This window comes from Streptomyces sp. NBC_01410 (genome assembly GCF_045040195.1).
Lineage (GTDB): Bacteria > Actinomycetota > Actinomycetes > Streptomycetales > Streptomycetaceae > Streptomyces.
The window spans coordinates 4,430,704-4,453,871 of sequence record NZ_CP109530.1; the positions used below are offsets into that span (position 1 = coordinate 4,430,704).

The 23,168-nt window shown below is 67.4% G+C and carries 17 protein-coding genes; 11 read left to right on the top strand and 6 right to left on the bottom strand.

The window, feature by feature from the left end:
• Positions 1–22: 22 nt before the first annotated feature.
• Both OG741_RS20310 and OG741_RS20315 read right to left on the bottom strand, forming a co-directional pair.
• Positions 23–1,543 carry a glycosyltransferase family 87 protein gene (locus tag OG741_RS20310; RefSeq protein ID WP_405599862.1) on the bottom strand — a complete coding sequence of 507 codons (1,521 nt, stop codon included), beginning with the start codon at positions 1,541–1,543 and terminating at the stop codon, positions 23–25.
• Between the two features lie 118 nt (positions 1,544–1,661).
• The gene (locus OG741_RS20315; protein ID WP_405599864.1) at positions 1,662–4,364 is read right to left on the bottom strand and encodes a transglycosylase domain-containing protein; all 2,703 of its coding nucleotides are present in this window, start codon (positions 4,362–4,364) and stop codon (positions 1,662–1,664) included.
• A gap of 368 nt (positions 4,365–4,732) precedes the next feature.
• On the opposite strand from OG741_RS20315, the gene OG741_RS20320 reads away from it, so the two are divergent.
• From OG741_RS20320 to OG741_RS20335, 4 genes are all read left to right on the top strand, one after another.
• Positions 4,733–5,449: a PadR family transcriptional regulator gene (locus tag OG741_RS20320; protein ID WP_266480614.1), complete on the top strand. Its 717-nt coding sequence runs from the start codon at positions 4,733–4,735 to the stop codon at positions 5,447–5,449.
• Positions 5,450–5,508: 59 nt separating this feature from the next.
• Positions 5,509–6,591, top strand: a complete 1,083-nt coding sequence (locus OG741_RS20325; protein ID WP_266480612.1) for an inositol-3-phosphate synthase — start codon at positions 5,509–5,511, stop codon at positions 6,589–6,591.
• Positions 6,592–6,667: 76 nt separating this feature from the next.
• Positions 6,668–7,936 (top strand): MFS transporter, encoded by a 1,269-nt coding sequence (locus OG741_RS20330; RefSeq protein WP_405599867.1) that lies wholly within the window; start codon positions 6,668–6,670, stop codon positions 7,934–7,936.
• A 48-nt stretch (positions 7,937–7,984) separates the two neighbouring features.
• On the top strand, positions 7,985–8,551 hold the full coding sequence (locus tag OG741_RS20335; protein WP_405599869.1) for a hypothetical protein: 567 nt from the start codon (positions 7,985–7,987) through the stop codon (positions 8,549–8,551).
• Positions 8,552–8,658: 107 nt separating this feature from the next.
• On the opposite strand, the gene OG741_RS20340 is transcribed toward OG741_RS20335, so the two are convergent.
• Positions 8,659–10,113, bottom strand: coding sequence for a CCA tRNA nucleotidyltransferase (locus OG741_RS20340; protein ID WP_405599871.1), 1,455 nt, complete (start codon positions 10,111–10,113; stop codon positions 8,659–8,661).
• 178 nt (positions 10,114–10,291) lie between these two features.
• On the opposite strand from OG741_RS20340, the gene OG741_RS20345 reads away from it, so the two are divergent.
• From OG741_RS20345 to trxA, 7 genes are all read left to right on the top strand, one after another.
• Positions 10,292–12,664: a DUF6049 family protein gene (locus tag OG741_RS20345; protein ID WP_405599872.1), complete on the top strand. Its 2,373-nt coding sequence runs from the start codon at positions 10,292–10,294 to the stop codon at positions 12,662–12,664.
• 45 nt (positions 12,665–12,709) lie between these two features.
• The gene (murJ, locus tag OG741_RS20350; protein WP_405599874.1) at positions 12,710–14,860 is read left to right on the top strand and encodes a murein biosynthesis integral membrane protein MurJ; all 2,151 of its coding nucleotides are present in this window, start codon (positions 12,710–12,712) and stop codon (positions 14,858–14,860) included.
• Between the two features lie 118 nt (positions 14,861–14,978).
• Positions 14,979–16,682, top strand: a complete 1,704-nt coding sequence (locus OG741_RS20355) for a serine/threonine protein kinase (RefSeq protein ID WP_405599876.1) — start codon at positions 14,979–14,981, stop codon at positions 16,680–16,682.
• Positions 16,683–16,708: 26 nt separating this feature from the next.
• Positions 16,709–17,413, top strand: a complete 705-nt coding sequence (gene sigM, locus OG741_RS20360; protein ID WP_266480600.1) for an RNA polymerase sigma factor SigM — start codon at positions 16,709–16,711, stop codon at positions 17,411–17,413.
• Positions 17,410–18,303 carry an anti-sigma factor family protein gene (locus OG741_RS20365; protein ID WP_405599878.1) on the top strand — a complete coding sequence of 298 codons (894 nt, stop codon included), beginning with the start codon at positions 17,410–17,412 and terminating at the stop codon, positions 18,301–18,303. The genes sigM and OG741_RS20365 overlap by 4 nt, the downstream gene beginning before the upstream one ends.
• Positions 18,304–18,428: 125 nt before the next feature.
• Positions 18,429–19,403 carry a thioredoxin-disulfide reductase gene (trxB, locus tag OG741_RS20370; protein ID WP_405599880.1) on the top strand — a complete coding sequence of 325 codons (975 nt, stop codon included), beginning with the start codon at positions 18,429–18,431 and terminating at the stop codon, positions 19,401–19,403.
• Between the two features lie 51 nt (positions 19,404–19,454).
• Positions 19,455–19,787: a thioredoxin gene (trxA, locus tag OG741_RS20375; RefSeq protein WP_142214727.1), complete on the top strand. Its 333-nt coding sequence runs from the start codon at positions 19,455–19,457 to the stop codon at positions 19,785–19,787.
• A gap of 86 nt (positions 19,788–19,873) precedes the next feature.
• Here trxA and OG741_RS20380 read toward each other — a convergent pair whose 3' ends face one another.
• From OG741_RS20380 to OG741_RS20390, 3 genes are all read right to left on the bottom strand, one after another.
• Positions 19,874–20,491 (bottom strand): GNAT family N-acetyltransferase, encoded by a 618-nt coding sequence (locus OG741_RS20380; protein WP_405599882.1) that lies wholly within the window; start codon positions 20,489–20,491, stop codon positions 19,874–19,876.
• Positions 20,492–20,799: 308 nt separating this feature from the next.
• Complete coding sequence (locus OG741_RS20385; RefSeq protein ID WP_405599884.1) at positions 20,800–21,900, bottom strand: ParB/RepB/Spo0J family partition protein; 1,101 nt, start codon at positions 21,898–21,900, stop codon at positions 20,800–20,802.
• The gene (locus OG741_RS20390) at positions 21,897–22,973 is read right to left on the bottom strand and encodes a ParA family protein (protein WP_405599886.1); all 1,077 of its coding nucleotides are present in this window, start codon (positions 22,971–22,973) and stop codon (positions 21,897–21,899) included. Before OG741_RS20390 ends, OG741_RS20385 begins: the two co-directional genes overlap by 4 nt.
• Between the last annotated feature and the right edge of the window lie 195 nt (positions 22,974–23,168).

A 23,168-nucleotide genomic window follows, 5' to 3' on the forward strand; every position in this document is an offset into this window, starting at 1 on the left:
TCCGGGGCCGCCCGGGGCTGCCCTAAGCCGACGGGCGGGCGTCTCCGGGCGTCTGGGGCTGCGTCCCCCACTCGACTCTGGGTCCGTCCACCGCGTGCGCCGCATGCCGCGGCGGATGGGCCGCCCGTCCCACCACGAAGACGTCCTCGGCCCCGTCGAGCACACCGCCCGACGGGTCGTCCGACCCGTCCTGCCGTACGCCGTCCCGCTCCGGCATCAGGATGTCCCGTACGACCACCGCGCACAGATACAGCGTCCCGAGCAGATGCAGGGCGATCGCCAGCTGGTAGCCCTCCGGCGGCAGCCCCTGGTGCTTGGGGCTCGTGGTGTACGCGAGATACATCCAGATGCCCAAGAAGTACATGACCTCGCAGGCCTGCCAGATCAGGAAGTCCCGCCAGCGCGGCCTGGCCAGCGCGGCGAGCGGAATCAGCCACAGTACGTACTGCGGCGAGTAGACCTTGTTCGTGAGGATGAACGCGGCGACGACCAGGAACACGAGCTGCGCGAAGCGTGGCCGCCTGGGCGCGCCGAGCGCCAGCGCCGCGATTCCCGCGCAGGCCAGGAGCATCAGCAGCGTCGCGTAGGTGTTCACCGAGTCGACGTCGAGCGGCTCGCCCGTGCGCTGCGTGATGATCAGCCAGAACGAGCCGAAGTCGACCTGCCGCTCCTGGCTGAACGTGTAGAACTTCTTCCACCCCTCGGGCGCCATCAGCATCACTGGCAGGTTCACAACCAGCCAGGCGCCTGCCGCGCCGAGCGCCGCCGTGGCGAACTCCCGCCATTTACCGGCCCGCCAGCACAGCAGCAGCAGAGGCCCCAGCAGCAGTACGGGATAGAGCTTGGCAGCGGTCGCCAGCCCGATGAGAATGCCGAAGGTCAGTGCCCGGCCACGTGACCACATCAGCATCGCGGCGGCCGTGAGGGCCACCGCCAGCAGGTCCCAGTTGATGGTTGCGGTGAGCGCGAAGGCGGGCGCCAGCGCCAGCAGCAGGGCGTCCCAGGGGCGGTGGCGGTGGGTGCGGGCCACACAGACGGCGATGACCGCGGTACAGATCATCAGCATGCCCGCATTGACCATCCAGTACGTCTGCTCCTGGTTCTGAATGGAGCCGCCGGCCAGATTGAGCCACGAGGCGACCTGCATGAACAGACCCGTCAGGACGGGGTACTCGAGGTACTGCATGTCGCCGGGCAGCCGGTCGAAGTACGGAATGAGCCCTTCGGAGAAACCCCGCCCCACGTAGAGGTGCGGGATGTCGGAGTAGCACGCGTGCGTGTACTGGGAACTGGTACCCCTGAACCAGGCCCAGTTGTAACACGGCATCTTCTGCACCATGCCCAGCGCAAACATCCCGATGGCCACCAAAGCGACGACGCGTACGGGCGTGAACCAGCCACCGCTGCCGCGCAGGGCGAAGCGGCCTGCCGGACCGCCGATCAGCTCGCTGCCGGACGCGGCGACGGAGTCCCGCCGCGTGGGCCGTACGTCCGGCCGCTGCGTCCGGTCCTGGTACACGCTCGTCTCTTCTGCGCTGGGCATGCTGCACATCCTGCCGTACGGAGTCGGGGACGCGGCAAGGGCCGCCGCCCCAGGTGCGCACATGCTGTGCGTTCCGGGTGCGGCGGCCCTTGCGTTACGGGAAGCCGATCACGGGCCGCTACCCCGAGCCTCCGATGAAGCCTCCGTTGCCATTGCCGCCGTTGCCGTTGGTGCCTGGCGCTGATGTCGACGGACTGATCGTCGGCGAGCTGGTGGGATCGGTGGTGCTTCCGCCGCTGCCGTTGCCGCCATTGCCACCCGTGGTGCCGCAGGTGAAGTCCTGCCACGGATCGCAGGACTGGCTCGGGCTGGGCTTTCCGGACGGGAAGCCGGGCGGCGTGTTCGACGGCGTCGGGGACGGCGTGCCGGACGGGGTGGCGGTCGGCGACGGCGGCGGGCTGGAGGCGCCGCCGCCCCAGACGGCCTCACCGTCGATGGGCTCCGGCTCGGGGAAGGTCTTGAACGGCTGGCCCTTGAGCGCATCCGACATGTATGTCTGCCAGATCTCGGACGGGAAGGACGCGCCGTGGATCTTGTCCTGACCGCCGGTGCCGTACATCTCGAGGAACTTGCGCTTCTTGTTCTTCTCGTTGTCGTCGAGGCGGTACATGTCGATCGCGGTCGACAGCTGCGGCGTGTAGCCCACGAACCAGGCCGACTTGTTGCCGTCGGTCGTACCGGTCTTGCCCGCGACCTGACGGCCGGGAATCCGGGCGTTCTTACCGGTGCCCTCGCGCTCGTCGACGACGGACCTGAGCACGTCGGTCACATTGCTCGCGACAGCGGTGGTGAAGCGCTGCTTGGGCTTCACCTCGTGCTCGTAGACCGTCCCCTTCTCGTTTTCGACGCGGGTGACGGAGAACGGGTCGTTCTGCTTGCCGTTCGCCGCGAAGGTCGCGTAGGCGCCGGCCATGCGGATGGCACTCGGGGAGGAAATACCGATCGAGAACGACGGGACGTTCGACTTGTTCAGGCTGGACTCGAGCAGACCCGCGTCGATGGCCGACTGCCTCACCGTCGGGATACCAATGTCCATGCCCAACTGCACGAAGGGCGAGTTGGCGGAGTGGACCATGGCCTCACGCAGGTCGATGTCGCCGTACGACTCACCGCCGTCGTTGGTCTGGAGCCACTCCTGCTGCTTCTCGTTCCGCCAGACGGAACCGTCGTAGTCCTTGATCTTGAGTTTGTTCTTGCCGCTGTACTTGCTCTTGTCGGGGTCGACGATATGGCGCTCGGACGTGCCCTGCTCCTCCTGCAGCTCGGGGTCGCGCACGCCGTCCCGCATGGCCGCGGCAAGGACGAACGGCTTGAAGGTCGATCCGACCTGGGCGCCGGTCTCGTTGGCGTTGTTGGTGAAGTGCTTGGTCGCGTCCTCACCGCCGTAGATCGCAACGATCGCTCCGGTCTCCGGATCGACCGAGGCACCACCGAACTGGACGTGGGTGTCCGTGTCCGGGCGCCTCTTTGGCTTGATGTTGGCGTCCTGGACCTTCTTGACCGCGGCCTTGAGCTTGTCGACCTTGTCCTTTTCGAAGGTCGTGCGGATCGTGTAACCGCCCTGGGAGAGCATGTTGGCGTCGATGTTTTGATCGTTGTTGTTGAGGAAGTACGACTTGGCGAGGTCCACCAGATATCCGACCTGGCCGCCGAGCTGGGCGTCCTTCGTGGGCTTGTCCGGCATCGGGAAGGCAATGGACTTGGGCCGCTTCTCAGGCGAAAGGCGGCGGTCCTTGACCATCTCGTCGAGGATCCAGTTCCAGCGTTCTACGGCTCTGGCCTTGTTGGCATCGGCTGTCGCAGCGGGGTCGATGTCCGTCGAACCGGCCGGGTCGTAGTAGGTCGCGCCCTTGAGAAGCGAGGCAAGGAATGCGCACTGCCCGGCGTCGAGTTTCTTGGCGTCCACTCCGTAGTACGTACGTGCTGCGGCTTGGATGCCGTAGGCGCCACGTCCGTAGTACGAGGTGTTCAGGTAGCCGGCCATGATTTCCGGCTTCTCCAGGTCCGTGCCGACCCTGATGGAGATGAACAGCTCCTTGAACTTGCGGGTCAGGGTCTGGGACTGGTCGCCCAGCATGGCGTTCTTCACATACTGCTGGGTGATCGTGGAGCCGCCCTGGGTCTGCCCGCCTGTGGCCATGTTCTTCAGGGCCCTGGCGATGCCCATCGGGTCGATGCCCGAGTCATTCTCGAATGTCTTGTTCTCCGCCGAGATCACCGCGTTCTGCATGTCCTTGGGGATCTGCGCGATGGGGATGATCTGGCGATTGATCTCACCCCCAGTGGCGGCCATCTGAGAGCCGTCGGCCCAGAGGTAGACGTTGTTCTGCGCCTTGGCGGTCAACTGCGGGTCCGGCACCTCCACCATCGCGTACGCGATGGTCGCGGCCGCCATCAGGCTTCCGACGAAGCCCAGGGTGAGCCCGGTGACCAGCTTCCACGACGGCACCCACCGTCGCCATCCGTACTTGTTGTGGCGCGGATAGTCGATCAGGCGCTTCTTGGAGGGCCGTCCGCCACGACCGCGGCCCGGACCGTCATACCCCCCACCGCCTCCGCCGCGGCGTCCGCCGCCCCGGCCGCCGTGACCTGCGCCCGCGCCTTCGTCGACGCGCCTGCGGCTGCCGCCGCGCTGCGCGGCCCGGCGGGCCTCGGCCCGGCTGCCGTACGGACGCTCCTCGCCGTACGAAGCGGAGGGTGATCCCGAAGTGGAACCCCGGGACGGGGCTGCGCGGCGGCCGGGGGGCTGCTGGGCAGCGCGCCTGGACCCGGCACGCCCGCCACCCTGCGGCTGCGGCGGTTTGCGTCGGTGCTCGCTCATCGAACGACTACTCCTCGGGCAGGCGAGACGCCTGGAAGCGGCTGTTGAGTTCCGGTCCCCCCGAAATGAATACGGACCAGCCCCGCGAAGGGCTCATCCGCTGTGCATCCACGACGAGGACGCACACAGGCGTCACATGGTTCCCGGTGGTCTGCATGGCGCACATGGCGCACAGACTACGCACGGTCAAAACCCGCCCAGCACCATAGTTCCCACCAAATCAGGCATATCGCCGCCTACGAATTGAGGATGTGACGCCGTTCACCATGGCCCCTCTTGTCGCAGGCGGCACGTCGTTCTATCGTGCTGATGTATCGAGTCGATACATCAGCACGGCATAGGCGACCGAGAGGGCGAGGGAGGCAACGGTGAGCAGACGCTCCGGCATCCTTGAGTTCGCCGTGCTCGGTCTGCTCCGTGAGGCCCCGATGCATGGGTATGAGCTGCGGAAACGGCTCAACACCTCGCTGGGAATCTTCCGGGCCTTCAGTTACGGGACGCTCTACCCCTGCCTCAAGACGCTGGTTACCAACGGCTGGTTGATCGAGGAGCCGGGAAGCGCTCCCGAAGACGCGCTCGCCGCCTCACTCGCAGGGCGCCGAGCCAAGATCGTCTACCGGTTGACGGCAGAAGGTAAGGAGCATTTCGAGGAACTGCTCTCGCACACCGGCCCGGACACCTGGGAGGACGAGCACTTCGCGGCTCGTTTCGCCTTCTTCGGGCAGACGGAGCGCGAGGTGCGGATGCGGGTGCTCGAGGGCCGCCGCAGTCGGCTGGAGGAGCGCCTGGAGAAGATGCGCGCCTCGCTGGCGCGCACCCGAGAGCGCCTCGACGACTACACACTTGAGCTGCAGCGACACGGAATGGAATCCGTGGAGCGCGAGGTGCGCTGGCTGAACGAGCTCATTGAGAGCGAGCGAGCGGGGCGGGATCAGCGACAGCCCGCCCCGGAGAGCTCAGCTCAGCAGGACACCACATCTGGAGAGACGGGCGGCCTGCCCCGGCACAGGGGTGCCGAGTCCTCCGGGGGCACACCCCCCGGAAGCTCCACCCCGCCGGATCCGTCCGACGACACCGCCAAGTGAAGCGCTGCGATCCGCAGGGTTTCATCCGGAATACCGAGATCACACAGGGAGCAACCGGAATGGGTTCGGTTCGCGTAGCCATCGTCGGCGTGGGCAACTGCGCCGCCTCGCTGGTGCAGGGCGTCGAGTTCTACAAGGACGCCGACCCGGCCGGCAAGGTGCCGGGTCTGATGCACGTCCAGTTCGGCGACTACCACGTCTCTGACGTCGAGTTCGTGGCCGCCTTCGACGTGGACGCCAAGAAGGTCGGCCTCGACCTGGCGGACGCCATCGGCGCCAGCGAGAACAACACCATCAAGATCTGCGACGTGCCGAACACCGGCGTCACCGTGCAGCGCGGACACACCCTGGACGGCCTGGGCAAGTACTACCGCCAGACCATCGAGGAGTCCGCCGAGGCCCCGGTCGACATCGTCCAGATCCTCAAGGACAAGCAGGTCGACGTTCTGGTCTGCTACCTGCCCGTCGGCTCCGAGGACGCTGCGAAGTACTACGCGCAGTGCGCCATCGACGCCAAGGTCGGGTTCGTCAACGCCCTCCCGGTCTTCATCGCCGGCACCAAGGAGTGGGCGGACAAGTTCACCGAGGCGGGCGTCCCGATCGTCGGCGACGACATCAAGTCCCAGGTCGGCGCCACCATCACCCACCGCGTGATGGCGAAGCTCTTCGAGGACCGGGGCGTCATCCTGGACCGCACGATGCAGCTGAACGTCGGCGGCAACATGGACTTCAAGAACATGCTCGAGCGTGAGCGCCTTGAGTCCAAGAAGATCTCCAAGACGCAGGCCGTCACCTCGCAGATCCGTGACCGCGACATGGGCGAGGACAACGTCCACATCGGTCCGTCGGACTACGTGGCCTGGCTCGACGACCGCAAGTGGGCGTACGTCCGCCTCGAGGGCCGTGCCTTCGGCGAGGTGCCCCTGAACCTCGAGTACAAGCTCGAGGTCTGGGACTCCCCGAACTCCGCGGGCATCATCATCGACGCCGTGCGCGCCGCGAAGATCGCCAAGGACCGTGGCATCGGCGGCCCGATCCTCTCCGCGTCCTCGTACTTCATGAAGTCCCCGCCGGTCCAGTACTTCGACGACGAGGCTCGCGAGAACGTCGAGAAGTTCATCAAGGGCGAGGTCGAGCGCTAAGCGTTCAGCTGATCGTCTGCCGAGGGTCCCCGGGTAATCCGCCCGGGGACCCTCGGCGTGTGTGACGCTTGATCGCATGCCTGTCGTACGTGATCTGCGCGTACTCCTGCGCCTTGCCGGCTTCCGCCGACTGCTGACGGTCCGGCTGCTCTCCCAGTCGGCCGACGGCGTCTATCAAGTCGCGCTTGCCACGTACGTGGTGTTCTCCCCGGAGAAACAGACCTCGCCGGCCGCCATCGCCTCTGCCATGGCCGTGCTGCTGTTGCCGTACTCCGTGATCGGCCCGTTCGCGGGCGTCCTGCTGGACCGCTGGCAGCGCAGGCAGGTCTTCCTGTACGGGAATCTCCTGCGTGCCCTCCTCGCGAGCGGCACCGCGGTGCTGATCCTCCTCTCCGTACCCGACTGGCTCTTCTATGCCTCGGCCCTCTCCGTCACAGCCGTCAATCGTTTTGTGCTGGCCGGTATCTCCGCCGCGCTGCCGCGGGTCGTTGACGCGGACCGACTCGTCATGGCCAACTCCCTCTCACCGACAGCGGGCACACTCGCGGCGACCGCGGGCGGCGGACTCGCCTTCGCGGTACGCCTGGTGTCCGAGGACTCCGATGCGGCGGTGGTGATGCTCGGCGCTGTGCTCTATCTCTGCTCGGCGCTTGCCTCGCTGCGGATGGCGCGTGAACTTCTCGGCCCCGACCAGCAGTTGGTACAGCCACGCCTGGGTGCAGCGCTGGCGTCGACGGCACGCGGACTGGCGGGCGGGCTGCGGCATCTGGCCGAGCGCCGCGCTGCCGCCCAGGTGCTGTTCGCGATGACTCTGATGCGCTTCTGCTACGGCGCCCTGACCGTGATGGTGCTGATGCTGTGCCGGTACGCCTGGTACGCGAACGACTCGGACGGCCTGGCCCTGCTAGGTGTGGCCATCCTCATCTCGGGCGCCGGATTCTTCGCAGCGGCGGTGGTGACTCCGTATGCCGTCGACCGACTGGGCCAGTTCGGCTGGGTGGTGGCGTGCGCGGGAGTGGCAGCCGTCCTCGAACCGGCCCTGGGGCTGCCCTTCGAGCCCGCGCCGATACTGGTCGCCGCGTTCATCCTGGGGCTCATCACCCAGGGCGCGAAGATCGCCACGGACACGGTGATCCAGACGTCCGTGGACGACGCCTACCGCGGCCGGGTGTTCTCCCTGTACGACGTGCTGTTCAACGTCGCCTTCGTTGGCGCTGCGGCGATCGCCGCACTGATGCTGCCCCCTGACGGCCGGTCGGTTCAGCTGGTGGTCGTGGTGGCGGTCATCTACGCGGCGGTGGCGGCAACGATGGCCCGTTGGAGGCATGTTGGCGCGGTGATATAGCGTGCCCGCGTCAAAGATCGACGCACACGCCAATCGGGGGACTCCCACATGACCTATCCGCCGCAGCATGGCCCAGGCCCCTACGGACAGCCTGCCCCGTACGCACAGCAGCCTCAGCAGCCGTACCCGCCGCAGCCCGGCTACGGATATCCGCAGCAACAGCCCCACCCGCAGCAGCCTCAGGCGGGATACGGGTACCCCCAGCAGCAGCCGACGCAGCCTTACCCGCCGCAGCAGTGGGGGGCGCCGCCGCCCCCGGCGCCCTCATCCGGGCGCCGGGGCCTCGGCATCAAGAACATCCTGAAGATCGTCGGCGTGGTCATAGCCCTCATAGTCTTCGCGATCGTCTACTTCACGAGCCAGGACGACGCCGAAAACGCGAAGGTCGGCGACTGCATGCACAACAGCAGCGGCTCCACGATCACTCCCGATCTCGAGGTCGTGGAGTGCGGTGGCGCGCAGGCCGATTACAAGGTGGTCGAGGTTCACGCCGACACGACCGACCAAAAGCTCTGCGCGGGCAAGTCCGACGTCGGCTACTTCGAGCAGACGCGCGGCGGCCGGCGCAGCTCGGGCAAGCAGTTCGTGCTCTGCCTGAACGAGATCAAGAAGTAGTCGCGGAAGCAGCCGCAAATACCGAGGGGCGATGTTTCACGTGAAACATCGCCCCTTGCCCGTCGATCGGCGCCATGTTTCACGTGAAACATGGCGCCGTTTCAGGCTCAGCGGGCGCGCTCGGCCTCGGTCGCCCACCATTCCTTCAGCGCTGCGACCGCCGCATCATGCTCCATCGGCCCGTTCTCCAGGCGCAGCTCCAGCAGGAACGCGTATGCCTTGCCGATCACGGGACCGGGACCAACACCAAGGATCTCCTGGATCTGGTTCCCGTTCAGATCGGGCCGGATCGCGTCCAGCTCCTCCTGCTCCTTCAGCTGAGCGATGCGCTCCTCAAGCCCGTCATAGGCCCGGGACAGGGCACTCGCCTTGCGCCTATTGCGCGTGGTGCAGTCGGAGCGGGTGAGCTTGTGGAGCCGGTCCAGCAGTGGACCTGCGTCGCGTACATACCGACGCACCGCCGAGTCGGTCCACTCTCCGGTTCCGTAGCCGTGGAACCGCAGATGCAGTTCCACGAGCCGCGAGACGTCCTTGACCATGTCGTTGGAGTACTTGAGAGCGGTCATCCGCTTCTTGGTCATCTTCGCGCCCACCACCTCGTGGTGATGGAAGGAGACCCTGCCGTCCGTCTCGAAACGCCGGGTGCGCGGCTTTCCGATGTCGTGGAGCAGCGCGGCCAGCCGCAGGACCAGATCCGGCCCGTTCTCCTCCAGGTCGATGGCTTGCTCCAGGACGGTCAGAGAGTGCTCGTACACATCCTTGTGCCGGTGGTGCTCATCACTCTCCAGCCGCAGCGCCGGCAGCTCGGGCAGCACATGGTCGGCCAGGCCGGAGTCGACGAGCAGCCCCAGCCCCTTGCGCGGATGGGCGGAGAGGATCAGCTTGTTCAGCTCGTCGCGCACCCGTTCGGCGGAGACGATCTCGATGCGGTCCGCCATCTCCTTCATCGCGGTGACGACGTCGGGCGCGACCTCGAAGTCCAGCTGCGCGGCAAAGCGAGCGGCCCGCATCATGCGCAGCGGATCGTCGGAGAAGGACTCCTCGGGCGTACCGGGAGTCCTCAGGACACGCTCGGAGAGATCCTCCAGACCTCCGTGCGGATCGATGAACTCCTTCTCCGGCAGCGCCACGGCCATCGCGTTCACGCTGAAGTCGCGCCGTACGAGGTCTTCCTCGATCGAGTCGCCGTACGACACCTCGGGCTTGCGCGACGTCCTGTCATACGCCTCGGAGCGGTATGTGGTGACCTCGATCTGGTAGCCCTGCTTCTGGCAGCCCACCGTGCCGAAGGCGATCCCGACCTCCCACACCGTGTCGGCCCACGGGCGGATGATCTTGAGTACGTCCTCGGGACGGGCGTCGGTCGTGAAATCCAGGTCATTGCCGAGTCGGCCGAGCAGCGCATCCCGGACCGAGCCGCCGACCAGGGCAAGACTGAACCCGGCCTCCTTGAAGCGGCGGGCAAGGTCGTCGGCGACAGGGGACACCCGCAGCAGTTCGCTCACCGCGCGGCGCTGCACCTGACTCAGTGCAGTGGGGTTGTCTTCATTGGCGTTCGGCACAACAGAAAAGGGTACGTGCCCCGGCCGGCCGGAGCGTCCCTGTTTATGGCTGACCGAGGGTCCATCCGATCTTGTAAGGCACTCCGCGGCACTTCGACACAGCGCACCTCGTTACCATGCGTGGACGCAGGAACCGAGAACCACCACCGGCAGCAGACGACAAGGGACGGGCGAGCGCGTGGCCGAGGCGGCAGACTTCCAGGGGATGAGTCCCTCTCCTGCCCGCCGGTGGCTGCGCCGCACAGCCTCCCTGATGCTGGGCGTACCGCTTGTGGCCGGACTGCTGTGCGGTCCACTCACACCGGCCGCACAGGCCGCCGAGGGCGCCTCCGGGTCCCACGTGGTCGATGTGTCTCTCGACACTCTGACGCCGGCCACCCCCGGCAAGAGCGACACGCTCGCGATCTCCGGCACGGTGATCAACAAGGGCAAACAGACCGTCACCGACGCCGAGATCGATCTACGGGTCGGTCCGGTGCTGTCCGGCAGGATCGCCGTCGACCGCGCCGCAGAGCGGACCGGCGATACGACGGACCTCGATGCTTCAAAGGTCGACGCCAAATACACGATCAAGATGCCGAAGCTCATCTCTGGCGTCGGCAGGGACTTCACCCTCCATGTCCCGGTCAAAGAACTGAACCTCGACGACGACGGTGTCTACCAGCTCGGCGTGTACCTCTCGGGCCAGACGGCGGCCCAGCCGTTCGAGCAGGTGCTGGGCGTTGAGCGGACCTTCCTGCCCTGGCAGCCCGACGCGACCGAGAAGAAGACCCAGCTCACCTATCTCTGGCCGCTGATCTCCTCGACCCATCTCACCTCGGAGACGGGGTCTGACGAGCAGCAGACCCCCGTCTTCGAGGACGAGACGCTGGCCACGGAACTTGCCCCGGGCGGTCGGCTGGAGCAGCTCGTCTCACTGGGCAGAGGGCTGCCCGTCACCTGGGTCATCGATCCGGACCTGCTGGCCACGGTCGACGCGATGACCAGGAGCTACCAGGTCAAGAGCGGGAACACCACCGTCGCGGGCAAGAACCAGGCGATCGCCAAGCGCTGGCTGAGCTCCGTCGAGGCCGCCGTCCGGGGCAGCAAGGTCGTCGCCCTGCCGTTCGCCGACCCGGATCTGGCGTCTCTGGCACACCGGGGCAAGAACGTCTCCGGATCCCTGAGCCATCTGCAGCCGGCCACCGAAGTCGCCGAGACGACCGTCGAGACGATCATCCATGTGAAGCCGTCCACCGACTTCGCCTGGCCCGTGGACGGCGCCATCGACTCGTCGATCGTGGATGTCGCCACCTCGGCAGGCGCCCACAAGGTGATCGCCCGAAGCGACAGCCTGAGCGACAACCTGTCGTACACGCCCACGGCCGCACGCCCGATCGGCGGCGGCACGACGGCCGTGGTCGCCGACACCCGGCTCTCCATCGCGTTCCAGGGCGACATGATCAAGACGGAGAACTCCACGCTCGCAGTCCAGGAGTTCCTCGCCCAGACGCTGGCGCTGACCCTTCAGGACACGGACAAGCAGCGGAGCATCGTCGTCGCCCCGCAACGCCAGCCGACCGCGTCCCAGGCGCAGACCATGGCACGCGCGCTCAAGGCACTCGACGCTCAGCGCTGGACGCAGCCGCTCGATCTGATCGCGGCGGCGGGCGCCGCCCCCGACGCCGATGCCACGACCGACGTGCCCGCCACGTCCCGCTACCCCGATCGGCTGCGCAAGCACGAGTTGCCCGTTCAGGCGTTCCAGGACATCAGGGCCACGCAGAACACCCTCGACAACTTCAAGGTCATCCTCACCGCGAAGGACCGGGTGGAGACCCCCTTCGGCAGGGCGATCGACCGGGAGATGTCCACCTCGTGGCGCGGCAACCGCGTGGAGGCCCAGCTGTACCGCGGCAAGGTGCAGGGTTATCTGCTGAGTCTCACCGACGAGGTGCAGCTGGTCGAGAAGTCGCTCATCACGCTCTCGGGGCGCAGTGCGACGATCCCGGTCACGGTGCAGAACCGGCTGGTCCAGGGGATCGACCATCTCGTGCTGCGGCTCAGGTCGGAGAATCCCACTCGCCTGAACCTCGACGACGACAAGGGGGTCGCAGAGCAGCCGATCAAGGTCGAGGGTGGCCACAGCCAGTCGGTGAAGTTCGCCGCGGCGGCCAACGCCAACGGTCCGGTGCAGATGAGGGCACAACTCTTCACCGAGGACGGCAAGCCGTACGGCGACCCCATGATGTTCACTGTGAAGGTCTCCGAGGTCACCCCCACTGTGATGCTCGTCATCGCCGGCGGGGTGCTGCTGCTCGTCCTCGCAGGGGTCAAGATGTACAGCCAGCGCAAGCGCGCTGCTGCCCGCCAGGCGGCCGCGGAGGACGCGGAGGGCCCCAGGGCCGCCGCTGCCTCGGAGGAATCGGCGGACGCTGACCACACGGACGGCACAGAGGGCTCGGGTGAAGGCATCGACAGCCCCGATCCCGGGCAGCCGAGTGACCTGACACCGGACACCGGACCCGAAAGCGGTGACCCGTCGGGCGCGGGTGAGAAAGTGGACCGTTGAGCGATGTCGTGGCCGGTCGGCCGGGGACGATGAGGTGGGGTGGCAATGAACGCGCCGTACGACGGTGACCGCGGTCAGGGCGCGGGCGGAGACCCGGCTGCCCAGGGTCCGCCGCCGCCTCAGCCCACCCCGGACCCGTATGCACAGGACCCGTACCTCCAGGAGGCCTACGCCCCCGATCCGTACCGGGCGCAGGACCTGTCCGCCCAGGACCCGGTGGCCGAGGCCCTCTACGACCGCGCCTCGCACCCGCCGCCGCCCCCCGGCACCTACCAGGAGCCCCAGGCGCTCTACCAGCAGCCGCCCAGCCCCCAGCACGCTCCGGACCCCCGTATTTGGGCGCAGACCCCGCCGCCCGAGCCCTCCGGTCCCTCCCGCCACCTGCCGTACGGGGACGACGTCAGGACCACCCAGTTCACCGGTGTGGACGAGCTGGTGACCCGGGCCGGTGAGCAGGAGCCCGAGCCCGACGCCTTTGCCCACCTCTTCCGGGACCAGCAGGACGCGGGCCGGCCGGCTCCGGACCCCGAGCCGAGCCCGGCGGCACCCGCGCCCCGGAAGCCCGGCGGCCGGGCCTCCGGCCTGCTGAAGTCGAGCGCGGTGATGGCGGCCGGCACGCTGGTCTCCCGCCTTACCGGTTTCGTGCGCAGCCTCGTGATCACCGCGGCTCTCGGTGCCGCTCTCCTCGGCGACACCTTCACCGTCGCGTACACCCTGCCGACGATGATCTACATCCTCACCGTCGGCGGTGGCCTCAACTCCGTCTTCGTCCCGCAGCTGGTGCGCGCGATGAAGAACGACGAGGACGGCGGAGAGGCGTATGCCAACCGTCTGCTGACGCTTGTCATGGTGTCGCTCGCCGCCATCGTCGCCGTCGCGGTCTTCGCGGCCCCGCTGCTGATCCAGCTGATGTCGGACACCATCGCCGGCAACGAGGCGGCCAACAGCGTCGCTGTCACCTTCGCCCGCTACTGCCTGCCCACGATCTTCTTCATGGGCATTCACGTGGTCATGGGCCAAATCCTCAACGCCCGTGGCAAGTTCGGCGCGATGATGTGGACCCCGGTCCTGAACAACATCGTCATGATCACCACGTTCGGCCTCTTCATCTGGGTGTACGGCACCTCCGCCGAGTCGAACATGGGTGTCCAGTCGATCCCGCCGGAGGGTGTCCGGCTGCTGGGTATCGGCACCTTGCTCGGCCTTGTCGTCCAGGCGCTCGCGATGATCCCGTACCTGCGTGAGACCGGATTCCGGTTCCGTCCGCGCTTCGACTGGAAGGGCCACGGCCTCGGCAAGACCGTCAAGCTCGCAAAGTGGACGGTGCTGTTCGTCCTCGCGAACCAGGCGGGTGTGCTGGTCGTCACCCAGCTCGCCACCGCTGCCGGTGAGACCTCCGGCAGACAGGGCGCGGGCTTCATCGCCTACACCAACGCGCAGTTGATCTGGGGCATGCCGCAGGCCATCATCACCGTCTCGGTCATGGCCGCCCTGCTGCCCCGTATCTCTCGTGCCGCCCACGACAACGACCCGGGTGCCGTACGCGACGACATCTCCCAGGGGCTGCGCAACTCCGCGGTCGCGATCGTCCCGGTCGCCTTCGCCTTCCTCGCGCTCGGCGTTCCGATGTCCACGCTGCTGTTCTCCTCGAGCGGCCTGGAGGCCGCCCGGGGCATGGGCTTCATCCTTATGGCTTTCGGCCTCGGTCTCATCCCGTACTCCGTGCAGTACGTCGTACTGCGAGGCTTCTACGCGTACGAGGACACCCGCACGCCCTTCTACAACACGGTCATCGTCGCCGCGGTCAATGCGGCCGCCTCGGCACTCTGTTACGTGCTCCTGCCCGCCCAGTGGGCCGTGGTCGGCATGGGTGCCTCCTACGGTCTCGCCTACGCCGTCGGCGTGGGCATCGCCTGGCGGCGGCTCAAGAACCGCCTCGGCGGTGATCTGGACGGTGCCCATGTCATGCGGACGTACGCACGCCTGTGCATGGCTTCCGTCCCCGCCGCTGCGGCCGGAGGCGCTGTCGCATACTTCGTCCTCAAGGGGCTGGGCAGCGGCGCGCTGGCTTCGCTCGCCGCGCTGGTCGGCGGTGGGATCGTGCTGCTGGGCGTCTTCTTCGTCGCTGCGAAGCGGATGCGTATCGATGAACTGAACGCCATGGTCGGCATGGTGCGCGGGCGCCTCGGTCGCTAAGAGCGCGCCGTCCCGCACAACCATCGTCGGCCGCCGTGTGTCGTGCATAGCGGCCGACTGTGGGCACAATTGGCATGGCTGTTGGATATGCGCAACGGATGGGGAGGCAGGAACGACGGTGGCGGAACGTAGCACGGCTGCCGTCGACGTGGCCGACAACAGCGGAGATGATCCGCTGACCGCGAAGGCGGGCAAGGCCACGACCGACGGGGCGGCGGAATCCCAGGACACGGCGGAGAAGACCGCACCGGACACGGGCAGCGAACGGCAGGGCACCGAACCCACCATCGCCACGCCCGAACTGCACAGTGGTCACAAGCTCGCCAGACGCTACCGGCTCGAGGAGTGCGTCACCCGTCTGGACGGTTTCAGCAGCTGGCGTGCGGTCGACGAGAAACTGCGCCGCGCCGTCGGCGTGCATCTGCTCCCCGCCGACCACCCACGGGCCCGCTCCGTACTCGCGGCGGCCCGCTCCTCGGCCCTTCTCGGCGACCCGCGCTTCGTACAGGTCCTCGACGCCGTCGAGGAGAACGATCTCGTCTATGTCGTCCATGAGTGGCTTCCTGACGCGACGGAGCTCACCGCTCTGCTCGCCATGGGGCCCATGGAGCCGCATGACGCATACCAGCTCGTCGACCAGTTGTCCCAGGCCATGGCCGCGGCGCACCGCGAGGGGCTGGCTCACCTCCGGCTCACGCCAGGAGCGGTGCTGCGGAGCTCGACCGGGCAGTACCGGATCCGCGGCCTCGCCGTGAATGCCGCACTGCGCGGAATCACGGCCGACGGACCACAGCGCGCCGACACCGAAGCCATCGGCGCCCTGCTGTACGCGGCGCTGACCCAGCGGTGGCCGTACGAGAGCGACGCATACGGTCTCTCTGGGCTGCCCAAGGGCGTCGGGCTCATCGCTCCCGACCAGGTGAGGGCCGGCGTGCACCGCGGGCTCTCCGAGCTCGCCATGCGCGCTCTGGTCAACGACGGCGCCACGGCCTCCCGCCAGGAACCGCCCTGCACCACACCGGACGAACTGGCGAAGGCCGTGGCGGCGATGCCCCGCATCCGCCCGCCGGAGCCTGCCTTCACCGCTCCGCCCGATTACCAGCGGACCACGTACCAGCAGGGCGCTTACGGCCGCCCTGCGCCCCGTCCCGGCCCCGCGGCAACCCAGCCGGTGGCCGCCCCGCCGCCACCACTGCAGAGCCGCACCGGCAGGGTCCTCAAGTGGACCGTGGCCGCGTTGCTCATCGCCGCACTGGGGCTGGGCAGCTGGCAGATCGCCGACAAGCTGATCGACCGCGACAAGGACCCGGTCGACCCGGGCACCTCACAGTCGAACAGCGGCGAGAAGAACACCGAGGACAAGTCCGGCAAGCCGGTCGCCATTACCGGCGCGCATGACTTCGACCCCTTTGGCCAGGACCTCTCCGAGAAGCCCGCCAGCATAAGGAACAGTTACGACGGCGACCCGAGCACGTCCTGGAACACCGACGGATACCTCAGCTCGGACTTCGGGCGGCTGAAGTCGGGCGTCGGCATCATTCTGGACCTGGGTAAGGTCCAGCAGGTCGGCACTGTGGACGTCTCCTTCCTCGGTGGCGACACATCTGTGCAACTGCTCGCCGCGCCCGAGGATGCGTCGTCGGAGCCCACGAGCTTCGACGGCTTCCGCAAGCTGACCCAAGGAACAGGCACGAACGTGTCCCTCAAGCCCGACAAGCCGGTGCAGGCGCGATACGTTCTGCTCTGGCTGACCAAGCTCCCGCCGTCGGGTGACGACGGGAAATGGCGGGGCAAGGTCTCGGAGATCAAGATCACCAGCTGACAGGCACCAGGGGAGGGGGCTCACCGTTGGACGACGCGACACTCGGCGACGCAAGCGACCAGGACCTTCTGGCACGCCATGTCGCGGGGGACCCGGATGCCTTCGGTGAGCTTGTACGGCGCCACCGCGACAGGCTCTGGGCCGTCGCCCTGCGCACGCTGGGCGACCGCGAGGAAGCGGCGGACGCGGTCCAGGACGCCCTGGTGTCCGCCTTCCGGGCCGCCCATACCTTCCGCGGCCAGTCCGCCGTGACCACCTGGCTTCACCGCATCACCGTGAACGCCTGTCTCGACCGGGCCCGCAAGGCGGCCTCACGCAAGACCTCGCCCGTCGACGACACGGAGCGCCTGGAGCAGCTTCTCGAGCCTCATGAGTCCGCCGAGGCACCGGCGGAGCGACAGGATCTGCATCGCGAGCTCCTCGCTGCGCTGGCGAAACTGCCCGTCGATCAGCGGGCCGCACTGGTGCTGGTGGACATGCAGGGCTATCCGGTCGCCGAGGCGGCCCGTGTCCTCGATGTACCGACCGGAACCGTCAAGAGCCGGTGTGCTCGCGGTCGGGCACGACTGCTTCCGATGCTCACTCATCTGCGTGGTGATGCCGGGGATAACACCGAGCTCAGCGTGGGAAGGAACCGGACGCCGGGGACATCCGTCCCACCGGCGTCGGGACAAAGGGACGCAGGGCCGAATGACCCTGCAGCCGTGAAGGGCGGAGGTGGGCGCGCGTGACATCGACGACCGACACGAGTCGGCACCCTGACGTCTCGGAAATCTCCGACCTCACCGAGGGTCTACTCCCCCCGTCCCGTACAGCCGAGGTGCGCGAGCATCTGGACGGCTGCCCGTTGTGCGCCGACGTACGCGAGTCGCTTGAGGAAATCCGCGGACTGCTCGGCACGCTGCCGGGCGCTCATCGAATGCCCGCCGACATCGCCGGTCGCATTGACGCCGCTCTTGCTGCCGAGGCTCTGCTGGACTCCACCGCGCCCGAAGAGACGGCACATGTTTCACGTGAAACAGCGCCCGCCCCTCAACCGGCCGAGACCACTCCCGCCGACCGCCCCTCGGGACACCCGCGCGCTGCCACGGGGCCCGGCCGCAGCCGCCCCGGACGGCGGCGACGGAAAGCCGTCCTCGGCGCCGTCTTCGGCACAGCCGCAATCGGAATGAGCGTCCTGCTCCTGCAGTCCACCGGTGTCAACAACGCCGACTCTGCGAAGAAAGATGCGGGCGTCAGTTCCGCGGCGGGCTCCTCCCAGGACTTCTCGGACTCCGACCTCAAGGGCCATGTCCAGGCGCTGCTCACCGCCGGCTCAGATCAGCCCGAGCCGCGGATCGAGAAGGGCCCGTCGCTCACCAGCGAGGCCAATCCCCCTTCGCCCAGGCACAAGCCGACCGTGGCAGTGCCGCCCTGCATCCAGAAGGGCACCGACCGCACCGATGCCCCGATCGCCGTCGAGAAGGGCGAGTACAAGGGCGAGGACGCCTACCTCGTCGTGCTGCCGCACTCCACGGACAGCCAGCAGGTCCAGGCGTATGTGATCGATGCGGCCTGCGTCGAGTCAGCGCCCGCATCTGCGGGGAAGCTCCTGCTCACCAACTCGTACCCTCTGCGCTGACACATGCCGCCGCGCCGCGCGGGCGTCCCGGGAATGCAAGCCCCGTAGGATCCGTTGGGTGGGGTGAGGGTCACAGACCCGCCCCCGTAGGCAGCAGGCAGTTCGCAGAGACGAGGAAGAAACCCGTGAGCGACGTCCGTAATGTGATCATCATCGGCTCCGGGCCGGCCGGCTACACGGCGGCGCTCTACACCGCGCGCGCATCGCTGCAGCCGCTGGTCTTCGAGGGAGCCGTCACCGCCGGCGGTGCACTGATGACCACGACCGAGGTGGAGAACTTCCCCGGCTTCCGCGACGGCATCATGGGTCCGGACCTGATGGACAACATGCGTGCGCAGGCCGAGCGCTTCGGCGCCGAGCTGGTCCCGGACGACATCGTCTCCGTCGACCTCAGCGGCGAGATCAAGACCGTCACAGACACAGCGGGCACCGTCCACCGGGCCAAGGCCGTCATCGTCACCACGGGCTCCCAGCACCGCAAGCTCGGCCTGCCCAACGAGGACGCGCTCTCCGGGCGCGGCGTCTCCTGGTGTGCGACCTGTGACGGGTTCTTCTTCAAGGACCAGGACATCGCCGTCATCGGCGGCGGCGACACCGCGATGGAGGAGGCGACCTTCCTCTCCCGGTTCGCCAAGTCCGTCACCATCGTCCACCGTCGTGACAGCCTGCGTGCCTCCAAGGCCATGCAGGACCGTGCCTTCGCCGACCCGAAGATCTCCTTCGCCTGGGACAGCGAGGTCGCGGCAATCCACGGCGAGCAGAAGCTTTCCGGTCTGACGCTGCGCAACACCAAGACCGGCGAGACCTCTGAGCTCCCTGTCACCGGTCTTTTCATCGCCGTTGGCCATGACCCGCGCACCGAGCTCTTCAAGGGCCAGCTCGAGCAGGACGACGAGGGCTACCTGAAGGTGGAGGCGCCGTCGACGCGCACCAACCTAACCGGTGTCTTCGCTGCGGGTGACGTCGTCGACCACACCTACCGCCAGGCCATCACGGCTGCCGGAACCGGCTGTGCGGCGGCCCTCGACGCCGAGCGTCACCTCGCCGCTCTCGCCGACGGCGAGAAGGCCGCCGAGGCTGAGAAGACCTCCGCGGTCTGACCCTCTGCATTCCATCCCCCTCACACCCCGCAAAGTAGTAAGGAGGCCGCCGTGGCCGGCGCCCTGAAGAACGTGACAGACGACACCTTCGAAGAGGATGTCCTCAAGAGCGACAAGCCCGTGCTGGTGGACTTCTGGGCCGCCTGGTGCGGACCGTGCCGCCAGATCGCGCCGTCCCTCGAAGCCATCGCGGCCGAGCACGGCGACAAGATCGAGATCGTGAAGCTCAACATCGACGAGAACCCGGCCACTGCCGCCAAGTACGGCGTCATGTCGATCCCGACGCTGAACGTCTACCAGAACGGCGAGGTCGCCAAGACCATCGTCGGTGCCAAGCCGAAGGCAGCCATCGTCCGCGACCTCGAGGGCTTCATCGGCGAGTAGTCGGCGAGCAGTACAGCGCCGCTGTTTCACGTGAAACACGAAGGGGCTCATCCCCACTGGGGATGAGCCCCTTCTCGCGTTCGCGGTCAGAGCGGCCGCAGCACCGGCTCCTTCTTCACAGCTCCGAGCAGCCGGTCCAAGGCCAGCTCCACATCTTCCTTCCAGGAGAGCGTCGTCCGCAGTTCCAGCCTCAGGCGGGGATACGTCGGATGGGGTCGCACCGTCTTGAAGCCGACTGCCAGCAGATGCTCGGCGGGCAGCACACAAGCAGGCTCCTTCCAGCGCGCGTCTCCGAATGCCTCGATCGCACGGAAGCCCCGCCGCAGCAGATCCTTGGCCACTGTCTGCACGATGACCCTGCCAAGTCCCTGTCCCTGATAGCCAGGATTGATCCAGGCGGTCATCAGCTGGACGGCGTCGGGTGAGACGGGACTGGTGGGGAAAGCCGTGGAACGCGGCACATAAGCGGGTGGCGCGTAGAGGACGAAGCCGACCGGAACCTCGTCGACGTAGACGACTCGGCCGCAAGAGCCCCACTCCAGCAGCACAGCCGAGATCCAGGCCTCCTTCTCCAGCTCGGGGGTTCCCGCCTTTACCGCGGCTTCCCCACTGACCGGATCAAGCTCCCAGAAGACACACGCACGACAACGCTTGGGAAGGTCCGAAAGGTTGTCCAGCGTGAGCGGTACAAGCCGACGCCCCATGAAGGCTGTTCCTCGCTTCCCTCACCCGCCGCGCTACGAGCGGCTGCCAGCGCGCTCCGCTCCTGGAGCAGGCTGCTGATAAAGCCTCCGACTGCCCCCAGGCCCAGGCCCGCTGTCACCAGTTGGCTGCGGCTCACCGTTCGCATTGCCCTCGCCCTCCCTCTGAGGTGGATCAAGGTGGATGCGCCCTACCAGAACGCATCGTATCCACCCAGCCCCGACACGGGTACAGGCCTACAGCAAAGGGCGGGCCATGTCCGGTCAACCCACCGGAACATGGCCCGCCCTTTACGACACTGGCGAGAGCCTCAGCCCTCGTCGTCCTCACCCGGCTCCTCGGCGAGGCCCTTCTCCAGGACCCGACCCTCACCGGGGGCAAGGGTGCCGAGAATGCGCTCCAGATCGTCTATCGACGCGAACTCGACGACGATCTTTCCCTTCTTCTGACCGAGGTCGACCTTCACCCGGGTCTCAAAGCGGTCGGAGAGCCGTGACGCGAGATCGGTGAGCGCCGGCGACAGCCGGGCCCCTGCCCGCGGGCTCTTCGGCTTGGTCGTGCTCTTGGTGCTCGAGTTGATCAGTGTGACGATCTCCTCGACCGCCCGCACAGAGAGCCCCTCGGCCACGATCCGGTGCGCAAGCCGGTCCTGCTCCTCGGAATCGTCCACCGAGAGCAGCGCCCTCGCATGACCGGCCGAGAGCACCCCGGCGGCGACCCTGCGCTGGACAGGAGGCGACAGACGCAGCAGGCGCAGAGTGTTGGACACCTGCGGACGCGAGCGTCCGATCCGGTCGGCCAGCTGGTCGTGGGTGCAGTTGAAGTCCTTGAGCAGCTGGTCGTAGGCGGCAGCCTCTTCCAGCGGGTTCAGCTGCGCGCGGTGGAGGTTCTCCAGCAGCGCATCCAGGAGGAGCTTCTCGTCGTCCGTGTCCCGGACGATCGCGGGAATCCGCTCCAGACCAGCCTCGCGGCAGGCCCTCCAGCGGCGCTCGCCCATGATGAGCTCGTAGCGCTCAGCGCTCAACTGCCGTACGACGACGGGCTGGAGAAGGCCCACTTCCTTGATGGACGTGACCAGCTCCGCGAGAGCGTCCTCGTCGAACACCTCACGCGGCTGACGCGGGTTGGGCGTAATGGCATCGAGCGGCAGCTCGGCAAAGTGCGCACCGGCCGGCTCCGCGGGCTGCGTTACTGCCTCCGGCTCCTCCGGTGCCAGGGTGATCGGATCCGGCGAAACGGCGGCCGCCGGCAGCGTAGTCACCTTGGCGGCCGCAACACCCCGCTCCGCGGTCAGCACCGGAGCCGCTCCCGGAGAGCTCGAACCCCCTGCAAGGGGCGCCTGCTTCTCCTGGGGAGCGGCAGGGATCAGCGCACCGAGCCCACGCCCCAATCCTCTACGTCGCTCGCTCACTGGATCCCCTCCGAGATGTTCTGCTGGCTGTTCTGGCCGACCACATGGGCCTGCTGCGGGTCGTAGTGGATCCCGACCCCTCGCAGTGCGATCTCACGCGCCGCTTCGAGATACGACAGAGACCCACTGGAACCTGGATCGTAGGTCAGCACCGTCTGTCCATAGCTGGGGGCCTCCGAGATACGCACCGAGCGCGGGATGCTCGTACGGAGCACCTCCTCGCCGAAGTGGCTGCGCACCTCCTCCGCCACCTGTGAGGCGAGCCGGGTTCTGCCGTCGTACATGGTCAGCAGAATCGTCGACACATGCAGCGTCGGGTTGAGATGCCCGCGCACCAGGTCCACGTTCCTCAGCAGCTGCCCCAGACCTTCCAGCGCGTAGTACTCACACTGGATGGGGATCAGCACCTCCGCACCGGCGACCAGCGCGTTGACGGTCAGCAGACCGAGCGAGGGCGGGCAATCGATGAGGATGTAGTCCAGCGGCTGCTCATAGGCCTGGATGGCTCGCTGCAGTCGGCTCTCCCGCGCCACCAGCGACACCAGCTCGATCTCCGCACCGGCGAGATCGATGGTGGCGGGGGCGCAGAAGAGACCTTCGACGTCCGGGACCGGCTGGACCACCTCGGAGAGCGGCCTGCTCTCCACCAGGACGTCATAGATCGAAGGGACTTCGGCGTGGTGATCGATCCCCAGCGCCGTGGAGGCGTTGCCCTGTGGATCCAGGTCGACAACCAGAACACGCGCGCCATGGAGGGCGAGCGAAGCGGCGAGGTTGACCGTGGTGGTGGTCTTCCCTACGCCGCCCTTCTGGTTGGCGACAACCATGACGCGTGTCTGCTCAGGTCGGGGCAGACCCTCGCCGGCACGCCCCAGCGCCTCCACGGCCAGCTGGGCAGCACGGCCGATGGGGGTGTCGTCCATCGGGGGCGGTGTTTCACGTGAAACATCCTCCCCCGGTGACTCTGTACGGGGACCGGGGACCGGGTCGGTCATCGGTCCCGCGATGTTGGCGTCGGACCGCAAGGATTCACTCTCCTCGACATCAGGCTCGCGATGAACAGAGCCTGCCATGCTTTCGGGGTCGTGAACCAGCGAGGCAGGTGGTTCTGTGGGTGAATCCACCTCTGTGGACAACTCCGTAGCCCTCACGAGGGGCTTTCGGTCCCGCATCGGGGCGGCAGCACGGCCGCGACTGATGATTCCCTGCAGCAGTGAGCGACGTTTCACGTGAAACACGATGCACGCGCCGCAGGACTACGCCCGCGC